We start from the raw sequence: 18677 nt of genomic DNA on the forward strand, positions 1-18677 counted from the left end.
CGCCTTCATCTGGGTTTTCAGTTTTTTGGTTCATCGGGAGTAGTCCCCCGCTGCTATAGCTTTAAAAAATGTGCGCAAGATTCCGGACGTTATCGAGAATTGACGTGTTGTGTTTTTTGACGGCAAGAAAGACAAAAAGCAGGAGGGCTGAATTTTGTTGTTTTTTGCGGCATGCGCCTGCTTGCGGTGCCTAGCACTACACAGATGGACGCCCGTGCCACGTCGGATGGCGCACGCCGAAAACTATTTTCCCGCGTCCATCCGGAACGGGACGGCGGGGAGGCCGGCTTTGTTGAAGAGGTTGGGTTGCGCGGCCTCGTCCCATGCGAAGCGCACGGTTTTGGGCGCGGGGACTTTTGGGTTGGAGAGGATCACGCGGCCGCCTTCGATCACGGCCTTGGCGGGATAAAAGAGGCCGTCGTCGCCCGCGATCACGAACCAGCGCGGCGGCTTGCCGTCGTTCGTGATGAGGCCGCCGTGCACATGGTCGAATGTCAGGTAGGCGAGTTGGCCCTTCACCTCCATCGACTGGAAGACCGGGCCGGAAAACACCACGTCGCTGCGCGCGTAGTCATGCGCGAGCGCCCAGCGCGCGAGGCGTTCGCCCACGTCGCGTTTGTTGCGCGGGTGAATGTCGAAGAGGTCGTCAACAAGGTCGGTGGTCACGACCATGCCGGTGCGCGGCAGCAGTTGCATCGCGCGGGTTTGGGCCTCCTGCAAAATCGGCGCGGCCTCGGGCGACGCCACCTGTGTGTTGCGCGCCACGTGATACAGGAAGGGCGCGATCTGCACGTAATAAAACGGCATCTCGCTTTTCCAGGCGGCGCGCCAACCTTGCACGAGCGCGACCATTTTTTGCGCGTAGTTCGCACCGTCGCCCGAGGTGAGGTTTGACTCGCCCTGATACCAGATCACTCCGCGAATGGCATACGGCGCGAGCGGGTAAATCATCGCGTTGTAGAGCGACGACGGCTGCGTGTTCTCGACTTTTGCGCCCGGCTGCCGCGCGGCCACCGCGAAGACCGACAATTCCGGCACTGCGTCAAACCCCTCCGGCGCGGTCCATGGTTCGATGCGCGTGCCGCCCCAGCTCGCTTCGATCAGGCCAACGGGCACGTTGATCTCGGTGTGCAGTTTGCGTCCGAAGAAATATCCCGCAGCGGAAAACTTGATCGCGTCGATTGTGTCGGGTGAGCACACGGTCCACGGCGCGGCCAGCTCGACGTCGTCCCTGGGTTCGTCGGCGCGTGTTTTTTTGACTCGAAACAGGCGGATTTGCGGAAAGTCCGCCGCGCGTATTTCCTCCTCGGCGTTAAAAACGGGCTTCTGCCTGCGCCGTTCGCCGATCGGTTTTTCCATGTTGGACTGCCCCGAGCACAGCCACACCTCGCCCACAAGCACGTCGGTGAAACGCGTCTCGCCATCCGGTCCCTTCACCACCAGCTCGCGCGGCTGCGCGCTTGGCTCGAGCGGGTCGAGGCGCGCGACCCAGCGGCCGTCCGCGCCGGCCCTCGCGCGCTTTGTCTGCCCGGCAAATGTCACCGTGATTTCATCGCCCGCCCTCGCCTTTCCCCAGACAGGCGCCTCGACGCCGCTTTGCAAAACCATGCGGTCGGCAAACAGCCCAGGCAACTCGACCGCCCCGAGCGGCGCGAGCAGCGCAAACGCAAAAACAACCGTGAGAAGGAAACGCGCGGCGGTGCATTTTTTCATGATGCGCAAAATCTCGCACACAACGCGCATTGTGTGGAGACTATTTTCAGATACATTAACCGCCACAATCATGAACACCACCGCGCCCGAACGCCTGCGCAGCTCGCCCCTGCTCACCGACCTGTATCAACTCACAATGGCGCACGGCTATTGGAAAACCGGCGCGCACGACAAGGACGCCGTCTTCCACCTTTTCTTCCGGCATAATCCGTTCAAGGGCGGCTACACCGTCGCCGCAGGGCTTGCGGACGCGGTCGCGTGGTTGCGCGAGCTGCGCTTCAACGGCGACGAAATTGCCTACCTCGCCACGCTCAAGGGCAACGATGGCGCGCCGCTTTTTTCGGACGGCTTCCTCGAATACCTGCGCGGATTTGCGTTCACCTGCGATGTCGACGCCATTCCCGAGGGCACGGTCGTGTTTCCCAACGAGCCGCTGCTGCGCGTGCGCGGCCCGATCATCCAAGGGCAGCTCGTCGAAACCGCGCTTCTCAACACCATCAATTTTCAAACGCTCGTCGCGACCAAGGCCGCGCGCATCTGCCACATCACGCGAGACGAACCGGTGCTCGAGTTCGGCCTGCGCCGCGCGCAAGGTGTCGACGGCGCGCTTGCCGCGAGCCGCGCCGCGTATATCGGCGGTTGCGCGTCCACCTCGAACGTGCTCGCCGGACAACTCTTCGGCATTCCCGTGAGCGGCACGCACGCGCACAGCTGGGTGATGTCGTTCGACAGCGAACCGGAGGCGTTTCAAGCCTACGCCGAGGCGATGCCCAACAACTGCGTGTTTCTTGTGGACACCTACGACTCGCTCGAAGGCGTGCGCCGCGCCGTCGAGTCCGGCAAATGGCTGCGCGCGCGCGGACACAAAATGGCCGGCATCCGGCTCGACTCCGGCGACCTCGCCTACCTGAGCATCGAGGCGCGGAAAATCCTCGACGACGCGGGTTTTGCGGACACGGCGATTTTCGCGAGCAACGACCTGGACGAGCACATCATCTCAAGCCTCAAGCAACAAGGCGCGCGAATCGCGTTTTGGGGTGTGGGCACGAAACTCGTCACCGCATACGACCAGCCCGCGCTCGGCGGTGTTTACAAACTCGCCGCGCTTCGCAACGGCGACGGCGCGTGGGACCACAAAATCAAACTCTCCGAGCAAACGATAAAAATCACCAACCCCGGAATACAGCAAGTGCGCCGCTTCACGCTCGATGGCGAATACGTCGGCGACATGATCTACAACGAGGACGGCCCGCCGATCGACGACGCGAACCGCACGGTCTACGACGCGGTGAACTTCATCCGCTTCAAGCCGATTCCATCCGACGCGACAACCGAGGACCTGCTCGTGCCGGTTTTTCGAAACGGCAAACTCGTCCGCGAAATGCCGACGCTCGAAGAAATTCGCGCCCGCCGTCGCGCGCAAATCGCCGCGCTCCATGAAGGCAGCAAACGTCTCCTCAACCCGCACGAATATCCGGTGGGATTGGAGCGCAGCCTCCTCGACATGAAAACCGCGCTCATCATGAAAGCGCGAACAAAGTGAGGTTACCCCTGATTTGTGGACAGGAGGGTGCAGGCATAACCACAAAACAAACATGCCAAAACAAAACCAGCCTGCACGCCGGAATTCAAAAACGAGGCGCCGCCTACCAGACGAGCACGGGAACGAGCCTCAGGCTCACCGCCGAGCGCTTTGGTGTTTCGACCAACAGCCTGAGGGCATGGCGGCGGCGCGGCTTGGCGCGTTGCAAATGACCACCATGCTGCAGGGCGGCAAACGCGCGCCCGGGCTCATATTGCATTCCGAGCGCGGTGCTCAATACACAAGCGAACGCTTTCGCACGCTACTGGGCTTGCGCGGCCTCGTCGCGTTTTTTCTGCATGCGGCCGCCGATGAAAATCGCCGTCTCGAACAACACATACAACGGCAGCGCGAAGATCGTTTGCGTGAACGGGTCGGGCGTCGGCGTGATGATTGCCGCCATGATAAAAATGCCCACGATCGCGTGGCGGCGGTATTTGCGCAGCGTCTCCACCCGCAGGATGCCGAGATAAACCAGCAGCACGATCACGAGCGGAAATTCAAACGATATGCCCACGCCGATTGTCAGCCAGGCAAGCGTGCCGTAATAACTCGCAATCGTCCACTCCGCGGTCGCGCCAAGAATGTCGCCGGTCAGCGCGGAAATTTTTAACGTGCTCGGCACGAGCAGGAGAAAGCTGAACAGCGAGCCGACGACAAAAAGAACCAGCGACGACAGGCACACGGGAATAATCATGTGCTTTTCCTTTTTAGTAAGCGCGGGCGCGACAAACTGGGATGCGAAGAAAAAGAAAAACGGCATCGCCGGCACCAGCGCCCCGAGAAAGCAAAGCTGGATCACCGCCGTGAACGAATCCGTGACATAAATCATCCGCAGGTTTTCCGGAAGCTCGGGAAACTGCTCGCGCGCCATGTTGAACGGCAGCAGGAGGATCGAGTTCGCCTGCCGGAGAAAAACGCCGATCACCACCGCAAAGAGCACGTAAACGACAATGCATTTGAGAATCACCCAGCGCAATTCCTCGAGGTGATCGAAGAAGCCCATGGGTTTCTCTCGCGGATCCATGACGTCCTCCGGCAAACTGCCGTCGGCCTCATAGATATCGTCGTCGTTGTTGTCGTCGTTCTGGCTCACAAAAACGCACAGGTTGAGCAAAGTGCGCCGAACTGGAAAGCCGATTGTTGACCCTTCCGCGCCAACGGCCAAATTTTGCCAGCATGTCCTTTGCCGTCCGTTTCCTTTCGCTCGCCGCCGCGTTCGCGCTCATTGGCGCGGTTGCCGGTGCTAACTCAGGAGGCGGCGACAGCAACAAGGTTGGCTTCGATGTGCTCGGCGGTTTTCCGTTCAGCCCGCCTGCCTATGATCCGGACAAACCCCGCGCGCAGGCCGGCCCGCAAGTGGACGAACAACTCCCCGTCGCCGTTCGCAAACTCAATGGAAAAAAAGTCACCATCACCGGCTTCATGCTGCCCGTGCGAATGAAAGACGGGCGGGCGGTTGAGTTCCTGCTTCTGCGCGACCAGTCCATGTGCTGCTTCGGCGAGCAGCCGCAAATGAACGAGTGGGTTGTCGTGCGCATGGCAAAACCCGGCGCTTATGCGCCCGATGTCCCGAAATCGTTTGAGGGCACGCTTCGAGTCGGCGCGATCGAGGAAAACGGCTATCTAAGCGGCATCTACCTGCTGGAAAATGCGCGTGCCGCGAAATAAGCGGGGCGGATGGCGCCCCGCGATCATTCTCCTCGGCGGGACAATTTATTTCGCATGCGTTATCGGCGAGCTTTTGCGGATCGCCACCCACGCGCGAAACACCGACGCACCAAGCACAATCACCCCGCCGACAATCGCCCACGGCGCGGGCGCCTCGCCGATCGCGAGCATCACCCACACGGGATTGAGTATCGGCTCGATCACCGGAATCAAAACCGCCTCGAGCGCGGTGACGTGCCTGATCGCCCGCGCATAGAGGAAATAAGCGAGCGCGAGCTGCACCGTCCCAAGCGCGATAAGCGCGCCCCACCCCGTCGCGGACGTCCCGCCAAACGGCGCGTGAATCAACACCGGCAACCCGACAAATCCGCTGATAAGATTGCCGAGGATCAACGCCTCCGCCGGCGACGAGTCTTTTTGCCTGCGCATGAAAATCGCCGTCAGCCCGAAGAACACGCCGCTGATGATCGCGACGATATTGCCCAAAAACAAATCCGCGCGAAACTTGTCCGCAAAAAACAGTGTGATGCCCGCGAGCGTGGCCACGATCGCGATCCAATCGGCCCTCGTGGCGCGCTCGCGCAGCAGCCACCAGCCGAGCAGGGCGACCCAGACCGGGCATGTGTGCTGGAGCAAAATCGCATTGGCCGCCGTGGTGAGTTTTGTGGCCGCGACAAACGTGATCGTGCACCCCGCGTAACTGAGCGCCGTCGCGAGCGACGCCCGTGAAAACGACAGGCGCCGCGGCCGAATCACCAACGCGAGCACCGCCGCCGCGATAAATCCGCGCCCGCTCGAAATCGCGAGCGGCGACCACGGCACCAGTTTGATGAGCACCCCGCCAAGACTCCAAAACAACGCCGTCGCAAACAACAACGCGATCGCGCGTTTGTGCAAGGCGTCGGCGGCGGGCGAATCGGAAGTTGTGACAGGCGGTTTCAAGCGGCGTTTATTCCACGCTGTGCCTGCGCGCGCGCCGTCTGTTTTGCAATATTACTTTCGCCATCGCGGAGGGCCGGGCGGGTGAAACGCAAAACACACCGCCCGCGCCACAGTCACACTTCCAATCACTCCCGCGTCCCTTATTTGGCGCTGATCGCGATTTCCGCGGGCGCGAGGCTTTCGCTTTCGGCGCGCAGCGTGAAGTCGCCGCCCGCGCCGGGTTTCGCGCGGACGATCACGAGGGCGAGGCCGTTGAACGCTTCGCGTTCGCTGGCTTGAAAGGGCGCGTGGCTCGTGGGGTCGCCGTTGTCCACGGCCACGATTTCGCCGGGCCCGGTGATGGAGAAATTAATCTTGTTCATCGAGCGGGGGACTTGCCGCCCGTTTTTGTCGGCAACGGTCACGGTGATGAAGCTGAGATCCCGGCCGTCGGCGCGGATTTCCCGGCGGTCCGCGGCGAGCAAAAGTTTCTCCGCCCCGCCCGTGGTGCGTGTTGTCGTTTCGGCCCAGGGCTTGCCGTTTTTATAGGTGACGACTTTTAACTCGCCCGGCGCGTAAACAACGTCGTTCCAGCGGAAGCGGTATTCGTATTGGCCGCGTTTTTTGCGCCCGAGGGATTTGCCGTTGAGGAACAGCTCGGCCTCGTCGCCGCTGGTGTAAACGTGCACGGGCGTGACCTGGCCGATGCGCTCGGGCCAGTTCCAGTGCGGCAGGATGTGCGCCATCGGTTTGTCGGGCATCCAGTGCGATTGGTAGAGGTAGTAGCGGTCTTTCGGGAAACCGGCGAGATCGACGATGCCGAAATAGGAGCTGCGCGAGGGAACGCGTTTTTTGTCGAGCGCGTTCATTTCCTTTTCCATGCGGGCGCGGTCGGCGGCGCCGGCGAAGTTGAGGAGGTTGGTGGTGTCGCTATTGTAGGGCGTGGGTTCGCCGAGGTAATCGAAACCGGTCCAAACAAACTCGCCCATGACGCCGGGCACTTCGTCGTGCGAGCGCCATTCGTCGTCGGGTGTGGTGGCCCAGCGCGGGGCGTAGAGGTCGTAGGAGCTCATCTGGAAGTTTTGACGATCCAGGCCATCGGCCTTGTCGTCGCTGACGGGAAACACATACACGCCGCGCGTGCTGATGGTGGAGGCGGTTTCGGCGCCCAAGAGAGGGAGGTGCGGGTGGGTAGCGCGAACCTTGGCGTATTCCCGCGGTTTGTAATTGTAACCGACGATGTCGACGGCAGTCATCATGCCGTTGTAGGCGGCCTGAATCACGTTGAAGCCGGCGGCCACGGGGCGCGTGCGGTCCTCCTCGCGAATGACGCCGGCGAGATACGCGGCGGTTTTCCATCCGCCGGGCGCGGCTTGCTCGCGGATTTCGTTGCCAATGCTCCACTGGATAACGCAGGGGTGGTTGCGGTCGCGGCGCACCATGGCGCGAAGGTCTTTTTCGGCCCAGTCGGGGAAGAGGCGCGAGTAGTCGTCGCGCACTTTTCCGATGGCCCAGGCGTCGAACGCCTCGACTTGCACGAGCATGCCCATGCGATCGCAGAGTTCGAGGAGTTCGGGCGCGGGCGGGTTGTGCGAAGTGCGGATGGCGTTGGCGCCAAACGACTGGAGGATTTCGATCTGGCGCTCGAGCGCGCGGAGATTGAGCGCGGAGCCGAGCGCGCCGAGGTCGTGATGCATGCAGACGCCGCGAATGGGAACGCGTTTGCCGTTGAGAAAAAAGCCCTCCGTGGTGTGCTCGATGGAGCGGATTCCGAAGGGCGTGAGCACGCGGTCGACGACTTTTCCACCTTGGGTGATTTCTGTTTCCGCGACGTAGCGGTTGCGCTCCCCGAGACTCCAAAGACGCGGGTTTTCGAGCGTGAAGGTTTGCGAAATCCACGCCTGGTTGCGCGCGGCGGCGTTGAGCGCGGCGGGTTGGGCGGTGGCGATGGCGGGGCCGGAGGGCGCGCCGTTGGCATCGGCGGCGTAGAGGCGCGTCGTGAGTTTGGTGTCGGCGCGGGCGTCGGTTTTATTGTCGAGCGTGACCGCGACATCGACGATGGCGGAGGCCGCGGTGACGCGCGGCGTGGTGACAAAAACGCCCCATTGCGCAATGGCGACGGGCGCGGTTTTGAGCAGCCAGGTGTTGCGATAAATGCCGCCGCCGGGATACCAGCGCGACGCTTCGCGGGGATTGTCGAGGCGGATGGCGATCACGTTTTTCGCGCCGGGCTTGATGTGCGGCGTCAGATCGACGCGCCACGAGGAGTAGCCGTAGGGCCAGCCGCCGGCAAACTGGCCGTTGATCCAAACCATCGAATAAGACATCGCGCCGTCGAGTTCGAGGTATATCCGGCGTCCGGCGTCGGCGGCGGGCAGGTCGAAGGTTTTGCGATACCACGCGACGCCGAACCACGGCAGTTTCGCGGTCTTGCCGGTAAGCTCCTGATAGAACGGCCCCTCGATGCCCCAGTCGTGAGGGAGGTCGAGCGCGCGCCAGGCGGAGTCGTCGAACTTGGATGTGGTGTAATCAATGGCGCGGCCGTAAAGATGGGCGGGATTTGGCGCCGGCGGCGGCAGGCGGAGCGCGGCGGGCGGGCTCATGTTGAGCAGGTCGTCGCCGCACGGGAGCAACCACGGCTTGACGCGCTCATAGTCGAGTGAGTTGCCCACATTGGCGGGATCCCCGCGGGTGAATCGCCAGCCGTCGTTGAACGAAGTGCGTTCGCGCGCGGAGCCGGAAGCGAACGGTGTTTGCGCATTCGAAAAAACGGCGAGGATAGTGAGCGCGAAAAACGCGAAGAACAGGGTCGAGGGTTTGTGCATGATTAAAAAGGAAACAGTGTCCGCCCAACAGAAACGCCCGCGAAACCGAACGCGAGCATCAAGGTGTTTTTACCGTGCGGATTTTCGGCAAGCCCTGCGCCTTATTTCAACTCAAAGGTCGCGGTCACTCGCACGGAAATCCAGTCCGCCGGACGAGGCGCAACGCGCCTCGCTTGCCCCGGCTTTCGTCCGCCAAACAGGGCGCGGCTCTGTCGCGTCCGGCGACCTGGAGATCGCCGCTCCGACGCACGCGTCTTCCCTGCCCTCTTGCATTCGCTGACATCACTTTGCGTCACTCCCGCGCGCCATACAACGCCGTGCCGACTCGGATGATCGTGCTGCCCGCGGCAATCGCCTCCTTGTAATCGCCCGTCATGCCCATCGAGAGTTCGCGAAGCGCGGTGCCGCGCGTCGCGGCGAGATTGTCGCGGATGGCGCGCAAGTTCGCAAAGGTGCGCACGGCCATCTGGCGCATTTCGCCGGGGTTTTCGGAAAGCGGCGCAATTGTCATGAGGCCGTCCACGCGCAGGTGCGGAAGCGCGAGCGCGGTGTCAAGCAGGCGCGGGGCGTCCGCGGGTTCGGCGCCAAATTTCGCGGGGTCGTTGCCGGCGTTGATTTGCAAAAGGATTGGAAGCGTTTTGCCAAGCTCGCCGGCGGCGCGGTCGAGATGACGGAGGAGTTTTTCGCCGTCCACGCTTTGCACGCGGTCGAAGAGCTCGGCGGCGAGGCGGGCCTTGTTGCTTTGCAAGTGGCCGATCAGCTCCCATTTCAGTTTGCCCGCGCTCATCGCGGCGGCGGTTTCGGGCGAGACGAGCGGTTTTTTGGAGGCGGCTTCCTGCACGCGATTTTCACCGACGAGGGCAAGTCCGAGGCGCGCCGCGTAATCCACCGCCCAGGCATCGTGTGTCTTGGTGACCGCCAGCAACCGCACCTCAGACGGGTCGCGCCCGGCGGAGCGACAGGCCTCGGCCATTTGCTCCCGCAACGCATCGGCGCGCACTTTATACTGCTCAAAAGTGATCATTGTTGAAAAAAAATTTAATAGTTTGCGCATCAATTAGCGCGATTTATAGTGAAGCATTCTTACTAGGGAAACATGCAACTGGAAAATTTCAAAGTATTCGCCGACCTTGTTGAGACAAAAAGTTTCTCAAAGGCGGCCAAGATCAACCACATTACACAGTCGGCGGTGAGCCAGCAAGCGCGCGCGATGGAGCGCAACTTCAAGACGCTGCTCATCGACCGCAGCCAGAAGCAGTTTCAACTCACGCGCGAGGGCATGCGCATTTACGAGACATCCAAGGAAATCCTGCACCTATACGACAAGTTGTTAAGCGAGTTGCAGGAGATGAAAAAAGTGATCAGCGGCACCATCCGCATCTCGACGATTTATTCGATCGGCCTTCACGAGCTGCCGCCATTCATCAAACGCTTCCTTCACGCCTATCCGTCGGTCAACGTGCGCATCGAATACCGCCGCTCAAACCTCGTCTATGAGGACATCCTGCACAACTCGGTCGATTTCGGGCTCGTCGCGTTTCCGGTAAAAACGCGCCAGGTCGAGATGCTGCCGTTTCGCAACGACCGGCTCGTGCTCATCACGCACCCGGCGCATTCGCTAGCGAAACGCTCCGCGCTCACGCTCGACGATCTGGTCGGGCAAAAGTTCATCGGCTTTGATCCCGACATCCCGACGCGCAAGGCGGTCGACCAGATTTTCCGCGACGGTAAAATGGAAATCGAACCCGTCATGGAGTTCGACAACATCGAAACGGTGAAGCGCGCCGTCGAAATCGACCACGGCGTGTCCATCGTGCCGCAAGCCACCGTGCAGCAGGAGGCCAAGCAGGGCACGCTCGCCGTCGTGCAGTTCGCCGGAAAAGAATTCACGCGCCCGCTGGCGATCCTCCACCGCAAAGGCCGCGTGCTCACGCCCGCGATGAAAAAATTCGTCGAAACGCTCACGCATCAATCGGGCGGCAACCCCGCCGAATAACCCGGAGCGGCGAGCTCCAAGCCTCCGGACGAGGCACAGCGCGCCTCGCAAAAAAGTGCCCGAAAAAATCAAGGGGCGCGGCCTCGTCGCGCCCGGCATCCCGGAGCGCCCCGCCCCGGCACGCGCTTTTCCTTTCCCGCCCTGTTCCTGGGTTTGCCGATCACGCCAAGACGCGAGTCCCGTCTCCCGGCGATCTCGACGATTTTTTCGGCGACCGATTCGAAACGCTCGTGCTCCTCGGGCAAGAACAACCACTTCGGCAAAACCGAGTGCGGAGCCAGCGCGGGAAAATCCGCCATGAGCGACCCGTGGTGCTCGTATCCCGTGCACACGCACATGCCGCGCCACGCGGGATCACCGCCCGAGGGGAAAAACAGCATCAGTTTGCCGTCGAGATACGCCGCCTTGCCGCCAAACATGGGGCGAAGCATGAAACTCGGATCGCCCTCAAGCGGCTCCCAAAGCCAGGCGAGCGGATGGATTTTGATGGCCTTGCCAAAGGGAATGTCGCGCATGGGTCTGTGTCCTTTCAATTGTTACGATCGTTGAAAAATCGCAGAAATTCGAGCGCGTTCAAAACGATTTGATAAATTTTCAATTTGCGAAGGCGTGCTTGCGATTGGAGGCTTCGCACTATTTAACGCCACCCTTCACAAAATGGATACCTTCCTTATCGACATTCCCATGCCTTCAATGGGCGCGACGGTTAGCGAGTTGACGGTGATCGACATCATCGTGCAACCCGGCGCGCAAGTTTCCAAGGGCCAAAAGCTCGCCGAGCTCGAAAGCGATAAATCCGTTTTTGAGTTCGAATCGCCGTGCGCCGGCATCGTGCGCGAAATATTCGGGCGCGCGGGCGACATCATGCCCTCGGGAGCACCATTCCTGCGCATGGAAACGGACGACGAAACCTTGAAACATCTGCAGGCAACCGGAAATCCCTCCGCGCCGGCACCGGCCCCAAAAACAATCCCGGCCGCCGCCAAACCCGCAACGCCGCCACCGCCCGCCCCGGCCAAGTCCGCCCCGGCATCGACAGCAGTGCAATGGACGCCGCGCGCAATCAAGCTCGTCCAGGAAGCCGGCCTCAACCACGCGGCGATCACAGACATCACGCCCACCGGCCCCGGTGGACGCGTATCGGGCGACGATGTCACCGCCTGGCTTGCCAAGCGCACAATCCCCGCCGCCGCCAAACCCGCCGACGAAACCGTGTGCATCGCGGGAGTCGGCTACGCCTTCCCGAAAGTCGTGCGCACAAACACGGATATTTTGAAGGAGTTTCCCGACATGACCGAGGAAGCAGTCCTCAAGCTCACCGGCATACGCGAACGCCGCTACGCCGGCGAGGGCGAATCGGCCACAAGCCTCGCCGCCACCGCCGTGCTCCACGCGCTCGCGCAGGCGAAAATGGACGTGTCGCAAATCGACGGCGTGATCATGGCGACACTCATCCCCGACCAGCCCGTGCCCTCAATGGCCAGCGCGCTGGCCAGGCAGCTCGGCATTCCGCACGCGCTCGCGTTCGACCTCAACGCCGCCTGCGCCGGCTGGCTCTACGCGCTCGAAGTCGGGCGCGCCTTCATCCGCGCCGGCACCGCGAAAAAGCTGATCGTTGTCACCGCCGAGCTCCTCTCGCGCATCACCAACCCGAAGGACCACGCCACGGCGTTTCTCTTCGGCGACGGCGCGGGCGCGGCAATCCTCACCAGCGCGGCCGGCGGACACCGACTCGCCCCCATGGCGCTCTCCGGCGACGCGAACCAATTCGAGGCAATCCAGCGCCCCGGCGGCGGCGCGCGCCAGCCCTTCCCGGACAAGAGCGGCGAGGATCATCACGACTTTTACCTTCAGATGAACGGAGGCGTTGTGTTCAAGCACGCCGTGATCGCGTTTGCCGACCAGATCGAATCGACGCTCAAGCGCCACAACCTGAAAGCCGAGGACATCGCCTGGATCGTGCCGCACCAAGCCAACGAACGCATCCTGCGCGCCGTGAGCAAACGCGTCGGCATTCCCTACGAGAAATTTGTCGTTACAATCGGCAAATACGGCAACACCTCGGCGGCGAGCATTTCGATGGCGCTCGGCTGGGCCGCGGAAGAGGAGATTTTTGTCACGGGTGACAAAATCATTTTCTGCAGCGTCGGCGCCGGACTGACCTTCGCAAGCGGGTTGCTCGTGTGGTGACTTTTGCCCCGGCGTGATTTCGCGCGCTCAGGGTTGCATTCTTTCCGCGGCGAAACGGCTGGCGGCGGCCTCAAGCGCGGCGCCAGCTCCCGCGCCCGCGGAGTCGGCGCCGGCAAGCGTGTAAATATCGGCGAAAATCTCGCGCAGGCCTTTTTCCGCGCCGGCTTCAACGCACCCGCCAAAGGCGACCACGGGCTTCCCTTCGCGGCGGGCGAGGCGCGCAAGCTCGGCGGGGCCTTTTCCAAAAAGTGTCTGGTTGTCGAGCCTGCCTTCGCCGGTGATGACAAGGTCGCATTCGCGCACCGCCGCCTCAATTCCGGCGAGCGCGGCGATTATTTCAAAACCGGGTTTCAACTTTGCGCCGGCGAAAGTCATCAAGCCGTAACCGAGACCGCCCGCAGCCCCCGCGCCCGGCGAGTCGCGGTAATCGACGCCCAAGTCGCGCGCGATCAGCCCGGCAATGCGCGCCAGCGCGGCGTCGAGGCACGCGGGATCGCGCAGGCCTTTTTGCGGACCGTAAACATGCGACGCGCCGTCGGCCCCGAGCAGCGGATTTGTGACATCGCACAACCCGGCCACCTCCACGCCTCCGAGCGGATTTGACGCGGGCGCGACGATGCCGGTGATGTGCTCGTAGTTTTCGGGAAGCGGAACGACCTCGTTTCCCCGCGCGTCGAGAAAGCGATAATCGAGGGCCGCGCCGACGCCGAGCCCCGCGTCGTTGGTCGCGCTTCCGCCGAGACCGGCATGGATTTTTTTCGCGCCACCTGCAGCAAGCGCGCGCAGCATTTCGCCGACACCGCGCGTTGTGGCGCGCCAGGGATCGCGCGATTGCGGCGGCACGAGCTTGAGACCGGAGACACAGGCAACCTCAAAAAACGCGTCGCCGTCCGAAACCGCGGCCACCCCCTCGCACGGCTCGCCAAACGGGCCGGCTGACGGAACCGCCACAAGACGCGCGCCGGGCAGCGCGGCGCAAACCGCGTCGGTCGTGCCCTCGCCGCCGTCGGCAATCGGAAGCAGCCGGACGGCCAGTGCGCCGCCATTCGGCGCAACGGCGCGCAGGCCGCGCTCGATTGCGCGCGCGGCCTGCGTTGCGGTGAGCGTGCCCTTGAACTTGTCGGGCGCGATGAGGATTTTCTGCGGAGGCATGCGGTTGGTGAATTGGGATGAAACGATGAACGCGGAGCGAGGGGAAAAAGAGGCAGCCCCGCGATTGATGAGGCGGCCATCTTTTTAAAAATTCGGGATTTGAGACCTTGTGATTGCAAGACCGCTCGCCAATCCTCGCAGAGGAATTTTTCCACCCATGTCCCTTTTCAAACTCAACGCCGAATACAAGCCCACGGGCGACCAGCCGCAGGCGATCGACACGCTTGTTGATTCCATCCGCGCCGGGCACAAGCACCAGACGCTTCTCGGCGTCACCGGCTCGGGCAAAACTTTCACGATGGCCAACGTCATCGCGCGCCTCGACCGGCCCGCGCTCATCATCTCGCACAACAAAACCCTCGCCGCGCAGCTCTACTCCGAGTTCAAGAATTTCTTCCCCGAAAACGCCGTCGAATACTTCGTCTCCTACTACGACTATTACCAGCCCGAGGCCTACATCGCGTCGAGCGACACCTACATCGAAAAAGACTCCTCGCGCAACGACGAGCTCGAGCGCCTGCGCATCGCCGCCGCCAGCTCGCTCGTCTCGCGCCGCGATGTGATCGTCGTCGCCAGCGTGTCGTGCATCTACGGCCTCGGCTCGCCGGAGGACTTCGCCGAGCAGCGCATCCAGATTCGCCTCAACCGCCCGCTCGGACGAAACCGCCTGCTTGAGCGCCTCGTCGAAAATCTCTATGAGCGCAACGACTACGAGCTCAAGCGCGGCACGTTTCGCGTGCGCGGCGACGTCGTGGACATCATGCCCGCGTATCTGGAGCACGGGCTACGCGTCGAGTTTTTTGGCGACGACGTGGACGCGCTCACCGAGTTCGAACCGCTCACCGGCAACACGCTCCGCAAGCTCGACCAGTTCGACTTGTATCCGGCAAACCAATACGTGACCTCGCGCGACAAACTTAAAAAGGCGATCGACGCCATCAAGATCGAGCTCGACGAGCGCGTCGCCTGGTTCGAGTCGCAGGGCAAGCTCCTCGAGGCCCAGCGCATCCGCATGAAAACCAACTACGACCTGGAAATGCTCCAGGAAATGGGATTCTGCAACGGCATCGAAAACTACTCCATGCACATGGCCGCGCGCAAACCCGGCGACCGGCCGTTTTGCCTGCTCGACTTTTTCCCGAAGGACGCGCTGTTCTTTATCGACGAATCGCACGCCACCATCCCGCAGATCGGCGGCATGTTCAACGGCGACCGCGCCCGCAAGCAGAACCTCGTCAACCACGGCTTCCGCCTGCCCTCGGCGCTCGAAAACCGCCCGCAGGCGTTCGACGAATTCGAGCGCGTCACCGGCCAGACCGTTTACGTCTCCGCCACGCCCGCGAAGTTCGAGATGGAGCATTCCGCCGTGGTCGCCGAGCAGCTCATCCGCCCGACGGGCCTGCTCGATCCCGAGATCGTGATGCGCCCGATCAAGGGACAGGTTGAGGACCTCATCGCCGAAATCAAAAAGGCCGTCGCCGCGGGCGAGCGCGTGCTCGTCACCACGCTCACAAAACGCCTCTCGGAAGACCTCACCGGATATTTGCGCGACCAGAAAATTCGCGTCGAATACCTGCACTCCGACATCGACGCGATCGAGCGCGTGGAGATTTTGCGCAACCTGCGCCTCGGCAATTTCGACGTGCTTGTGGGCATCAACCTTCTGCGCGAAGGGCTCGACCTGCCCGAGGTCGCGCTTGTCGCGATCCTCGACGCCGACAAGGAGGGTTTCCTGCGCAGCCAGACTTCGCTCGTGCAAACCGCGGGCCGCGCCGCGCGCCACGAAAAAGGCCGCGTCATTTTTTACGCTGACAACATCACCGACTCGATTCGCAACACGATCGAGATAACAAATTACCGCCGCGAAAAACAAATCGCCTACAACCGCGAGCACGGCATCACCCCGCGCAGCGTGAAACGCGCCGCGCAAACGAGCCTGCACACCTACGACGGCAGCGGCACGGGCGACGGTCACGACGACGAAGTCGCGCTCGCCATGGCCGAGACGAGTCCCGACGAGGTGCAGGCGGTCATCGCGGAGTTGGAAAACGAAATGTCCGAGGCCTCCGCGCGCCTGGAGTTCGAGCGCGCAGCCGTTTTGCGCGACCAGATAGAGGCGTTAAAATCCGGCAATTTTCGCAAACCCGTGAAACCAACCGGCAAAAAAGCGGTCAGTCGCGGCAGTTATTCGAAAAAATCTTCCGCGCGCCGTTGATCCATTGCGGCGTGACGCAATTGCCGGCTATCGTGCATTTTGCATACCGGAGGTGTTGGTGTTCGTGCATTTTGCGCTAACTCCAAAAAGGTGGATATGTAAAAAAATATTTTAATACCCTAATATTCATCGCGTTATGTTGCCATTTATGCGGATGGCATGAAAGCTGTTGGTGCAGCACGCGCGTTGGCTGCCCAGTGCGCACGCAGCAAGTCTTTCGAATAACTTATGAACACACTCCATCACACAACAGCATCAGCGAACCCATTTAGCGTCGCATCGACGCCGGAGATGACGCCATCCGAGATCACCGCGCGCGAGGCGGCTCATGACCGGGAGCTGGTGAGCCGTTTTCGGGCGGGCGAAGAGTCCGCGTTCACGGAAATCATGGAACGTTATCGCACGCGCATCTTCGGACTGGCGAACAATCTTCTGCACAATGCCGCCGACGCGGAGGAGATCACGCAGGACACTTTTATTCGCGCGCACCGGGCGCTGGCAAATTTCCGCGGCGACTCGTCGCTGGCCACATGGCTGTATCGCATCGCGTTGAACCTTTCGCGCAATCGCTACTGGTATTTTTTCCGCCGACGCCGGCAGGATTCGATTTCGCTCGAAATGCAACTGGGCGATGATTCGGACAGCGCGTTCAGCGACATGATTGCCGCCACCGAGCACACACCGGTGCAGGAGGCCGTGACGCAGGAGTTCACCAATTTGATCGCCGATTGCATGGAGCGCCTGGACACGCGGCACCGCGAAATCCTGACAATGCGCAACGTGCTCAACCTTCCCTACGATGAAATCGCCTCCGCGCTGGGCATCAACGTGGGCACGGTGAAAAGCCGCATTGCGCGCGCGCGCGAAAGCCTGCGCAAGCTGCTGTCCGAATCCGCGCCGGAATACGCAAACGCTTCGGAGTCGTCCGATTTTTTTGAGCACGTGCGCCCCGCGCCCGGCTGCGAGGCGATTGCCTATGCGTGATCATTAAGGACGGCGCCTGGCCGGAAACGTCGCGAAAAAACCGGGACGGTTTCTTTCGCGCCCGCCACGCGCCCGGCAAAAACACCATCAGCCCTTTATCATCGTTAATAGCATTTTGAATTTTTCGACGGCGTGCAGCGCGTGAGGAATGTTGGCGGGCAGGATAACGGCCTTGCCCTTTCCGAGCACAAAGGGGTTGCCGCCGATTTTTATTTCGGCCTCCCCGTCCAGGATTTGCACCATTGCGTCGAACGGCGCGGTGTGCTCGCTCAGCCCCTGCCCCTTGTCGAAGGCAAAAAGCGTGATGTTGCCCGCCTCGTTTTTCAAAACCTGCTTGCTGACGATTCCGCCCTCAGAGTAATCGGCCAGCGCCGCAAATTCCAATATTTTTCCTTTTTCAAACATAGTGCCCATAATTGTTATTATATAATTTTTAATACTCTTCCCTTAACAGATGCCCCGTATCCGCTGATGCTATTCATTAATCGGAAGAATTGTTAAGAGTTGAGGGCAAACGCTACCGGGGCATTTTAATTTAATCCACCACGTTTGTTCGGAATCGCGGATGTCTCTACCCGGCCCCCGCGATTTAGGCTGTGAAAATCCGGCCAATTCATGCTTAAAGGGGCGTGTCATGAAAATCACTTATCTTGGCCACTCCTGCTTCCTCGTCGAAACCTCCACCGCCAGTCTTGTCATCGACCCTTTTCTCACCGGCAACCCGACCGCAACCGCAAAGGCCGACGACATCCGTTGCGACTATGTGTTGATCTCGCACGGACACTGCGACCACACGGGCGACGCGCTCGACATCGCAAAGACGAACGACGCGGTCATCGTTTCGAATCACGAAATCTGCAACTTTTTCGCCGCCCAAGGCGCGAAGGTTCACAACATGAACCCCGGCGGCGCGTTCAAGTTTCCATTCGGACGGGTCAAGCTCACCATCGCGCACCACTCGTCGAGCGAGGACGGCGACAGCTCCGATCCGCTCCTGCCCCCGTATCTCGGCAGTCCGTGCGGAATCATCATCGAAGCCGACGGCAAACGAATCTACCACGCCGGTGACACCGCGCTCTTTCTCGACATGCAGCTCATCGGTCGCGCCGGACTCGACCTCGCCATGCTTCCGATCGGGGACAACTTCACCATGGGGCCCGAGGATGCGATTGACGCGCTCGACATGCTCAAACCGAAAGCCGCGATTCCAATGCACTACAACACCTGGCCCCCGATCGCGCAGGACGCCCCGGCCTTCGCCGCCGCCGCCAAACAACGCGGCCACCTCGCGCATCCGCTCAAACCCGGCGAAAGCGTGACGATCTGATACTATTCACGAGCTTGTTTTGGTCTTTAGCAGGCAGGGCGAACCGTCGCGGCAATTTAAACCGCAACAGCCGCATCGCGGCGGGATCGCCGGAGAAGACC

15 protein-coding genes are annotated in these 18677 nt (G+C 61.5%); 7 read left to right on the forward strand and 8 right to left on the reverse strand.

Translation table 11 applies throughout. From position 1 onward, the window contains the following. Nucleotides 1-243: 243 nt before the first annotated feature. Nucleotides 244-1713 carry a sialate O-acetylesterase gene (locus M2103_RS12330; protein WP_277510939.1) on the reverse strand — a complete coding sequence of 490 codons (1470 nt, stop codon included), beginning with the start codon at nt 1711-1713 and terminating at the stop codon, nt 244-246. 70 nt (nt 1714-1783) lie between these two features. Between M2103_RS12330 and M2103_RS12335 the strand changes: the two genes are divergently transcribed. Beyond that, on the forward strand, nt 1784-3256 hold the full coding sequence (locus M2103_RS12335) for a nicotinate phosphoribosyltransferase (RefSeq protein WP_277510940.1): 1473 nt from the start codon (nt 1784-1786) through the stop codon (nt 3254-3256). Nucleotides 3257-3557: 301 nt separating this feature from the next. On the opposite strand, the gene tatC is transcribed toward M2103_RS12335, so the two are convergent. Continuing rightward, nucleotides 3558-4391 (reverse strand): twin-arginine translocase subunit TatC, encoded by an 834-nt coding sequence (gene tatC / locus M2103_RS12340; protein WP_277510941.1) that lies wholly within the window; start codon nt 4389-4391, stop codon nt 3558-3560. An 83-nt stretch (nt 4392-4474) separates the two neighbouring features. Between tatC and M2103_RS12345 the strand changes: the two genes are divergently transcribed. Then, entirely contained in the window at nt 4475-4966 is a 492-nt protein-coding gene (locus M2103_RS12345) for a DUF3299 domain-containing protein (protein ID WP_277510942.1), read from the forward strand. 45 nt (nt 4967-5011) lie between these two features. On the opposite strand, the gene M2103_RS12350 is transcribed toward M2103_RS12345, so the two are convergent. From M2103_RS12350 to M2103_RS12360, 3 genes are all read right to left on the reverse strand, one after another. Further along, nucleotides 5012-5908: a DMT family transporter gene (locus M2103_RS12350; RefSeq protein WP_277510943.1), complete on the reverse strand. Its 897-nt coding sequence runs from the start codon at nt 5906-5908 to the stop codon at nt 5012-5014. A 140-nt stretch (nt 5909-6048) separates the two neighbouring features. After that, nucleotides 6049-8712: a beta-galactosidase GalB gene (gene galB, locus M2103_RS12355; RefSeq protein ID WP_277510944.1), complete on the reverse strand. Its 2664-nt coding sequence runs from the start codon at nt 8710-8712 to the stop codon at nt 6049-6051. 292 nt (nt 8713-9004) lie between these two features. Next, nucleotides 9005-9736, reverse strand: coding sequence for a YggS family pyridoxal phosphate-dependent enzyme (locus M2103_RS12360; protein ID WP_277510945.1), 732 nt, complete (start codon nt 9734-9736; stop codon nt 9005-9007). A 72-nt stretch (nt 9737-9808) separates the two neighbouring features. Between M2103_RS12360 and M2103_RS12365 the strand changes: the two genes are divergently transcribed. Further along, nucleotides 9809-10708 (forward strand): LysR family transcriptional regulator, encoded by a 900-nt coding sequence (locus tag M2103_RS12365; protein ID WP_277510946.1) that lies wholly within the window; start codon nt 9809-9811, stop codon nt 10706-10708. A gap of 68 nt (nt 10709-10776) precedes the next feature. Here M2103_RS12365 and M2103_RS12370 read toward each other — a convergent pair whose 3' ends face one another. Further along, nucleotides 10777-11223 carry a hypothetical protein gene (locus tag M2103_RS12370; protein ID WP_277510947.1) on the reverse strand — a complete coding sequence of 149 codons (447 nt, stop codon included), beginning with the start codon at nt 11221-11223 and terminating at the stop codon, nt 10777-10779. 142 nt (nt 11224-11365) lie between these two features. On the opposite strand from M2103_RS12370, the gene M2103_RS12375 reads away from it, so the two are divergent. After that, nucleotides 11366-12898, forward strand: a complete 1533-nt coding sequence (locus tag M2103_RS12375) for a beta-ketoacyl-ACP synthase 3 (protein ID WP_277510949.1) — start codon at nt 11366-11368, stop codon at nt 12896-12898. Between the two features lie 27 nt (nt 12899-12925). Here M2103_RS12375 and M2103_RS12380 read toward each other — a convergent pair whose 3' ends face one another. Further along, nucleotides 12926-14050, reverse strand: a complete 1125-nt coding sequence (locus M2103_RS12380; RefSeq protein WP_277510950.1) for a glycerate kinase — start codon at nt 14048-14050, stop codon at nt 12926-12928. A 157-nt stretch (nt 14051-14207) separates the two neighbouring features. Between M2103_RS12380 and uvrB the strand changes: the two genes are divergently transcribed. Together uvrB and M2103_RS12390 are read left to right on the forward strand one after the other, a co-directional pair. Next, complete coding sequence (uvrB, locus tag M2103_RS12385; RefSeq protein WP_277510951.1) at nt 14208-16265, forward strand: excinuclease ABC subunit UvrB; 2058 nt, start codon at nt 14208-14210, stop codon at nt 16263-16265. A 228-nt stretch (nt 16266-16493) separates the two neighbouring features. Beyond that, nucleotides 16494-17249: a sigma-70 family RNA polymerase sigma factor gene (locus M2103_RS12390; RefSeq protein WP_277510952.1), complete on the forward strand. Its 756-nt coding sequence runs from the start codon at nt 16494-16496 to the stop codon at nt 17247-17249. Nucleotides 17250-17336: 87 nt separating this feature from the next. Here M2103_RS12390 and M2103_RS12395 read toward each other — a convergent pair whose 3' ends face one another. Next, nucleotides 17337-17663, reverse strand: a complete 327-nt coding sequence (locus M2103_RS12395) for a cupin domain-containing protein (RefSeq protein WP_277558865.1) — start codon at nt 17661-17663, stop codon at nt 17337-17339. A gap of 220 nt (nt 17664-17883) precedes the next feature. On the opposite strand from M2103_RS12395, the gene M2103_RS12400 reads away from it, so the two are divergent. Further along, nucleotides 17884-18576 (forward strand): metal-dependent hydrolase, encoded by a 693-nt coding sequence (locus M2103_RS12400; protein WP_277510954.1) that lies wholly within the window; start codon nt 17884-17886, stop codon nt 18574-18576. The last annotated feature ends 101 nt before the right edge of the window (nt 18577-18677 follow it).

Source organism: Ereboglobus sp. PH5-5 (assembly GCF_029504805.1).
Classification (GTDB): domain Bacteria; phylum Verrucomicrobiota; class Verrucomicrobiia; order Opitutales; family Opitutaceae; genus Ereboglobus.

Coding starts and splice junctions, on each gene's coding strand:
- M2103_RS12390 (WP_277510952.1), top strand. CDS start 16,494: ATGAACACACTCCATCACACAACAGCATCAGCGAACCCATTTAGCGTC.
- M2103_RS12335 (WP_277510940.1), top strand. CDS start 1,784: ATGAACACCACCGCGCCCGAACGCCTGCGCAGCTCGCCCCTGCTCACC.
- M2103_RS12370 (WP_277510947.1), bottom strand. CDS start 11,223: ATGCGCGACATTCCCTTTGGCAAGGCCATCAAAATCCATCCGCTCGCC.
- M2103_RS12365 (WP_277510946.1), top strand. CDS start 9,809: ATGCAACTGGAAAATTTCAAAGTATTCGCCGACCTTGTTGAGACAAAA.
- M2103_RS12345 (WP_277510942.1), top strand. CDS start 4,475: ATGTCCTTTGCCGTCCGTTTCCTTTCGCTCGCCGCCGCGTTCGCGCTC.
- M2103_RS12400 (WP_277510954.1), top strand. CDS start 17,884: ATGAAAATCACTTATCTTGGCCACTCCTGCTTCCTCGTCGAAACCTCC.
- M2103_RS12360 (WP_277510945.1), bottom strand. CDS start 9,736: ATGATCACTTTTGAGCAGTATAAAGTGCGCGCCGATGCGTTGCGGGAG.
- uvrB (WP_277510951.1), top strand. CDS start 14,208: ATGTCCCTTTTCAAACTCAACGCCGAATACAAGCCCACGGGCGACCAG.
- M2103_RS12380 (WP_277510950.1), bottom strand. CDS start 14,050: ATGCCTCCGCAGAAAATCCTCATCGCGCCCGACAAGTTCAAGGGCACG.
- M2103_RS12395 (WP_277558865.1), bottom strand. CDS start 17,663: ATGGGCACTATGTTTGAAAAAGGAAAAATATTGGAATTTGCGGCGCTG.
- M2103_RS12375 (WP_277510949.1), top strand. CDS start 11,366: ATGGATACCTTCCTTATCGACATTCCCATGCCTTCAATGGGCGCGACG.
- M2103_RS12330 (WP_277510939.1), bottom strand. CDS start 1,713: ATGAAAAAATGCACCGCCGCGCGTTTCCTTCTCACGGTTGTTTTTGCG.
- galB (WP_277510944.1), bottom strand. CDS start 8,712: ATGCACAAACCCTCGACCCTGTTCTTCGCGTTTTTCGCGCTCACTATC.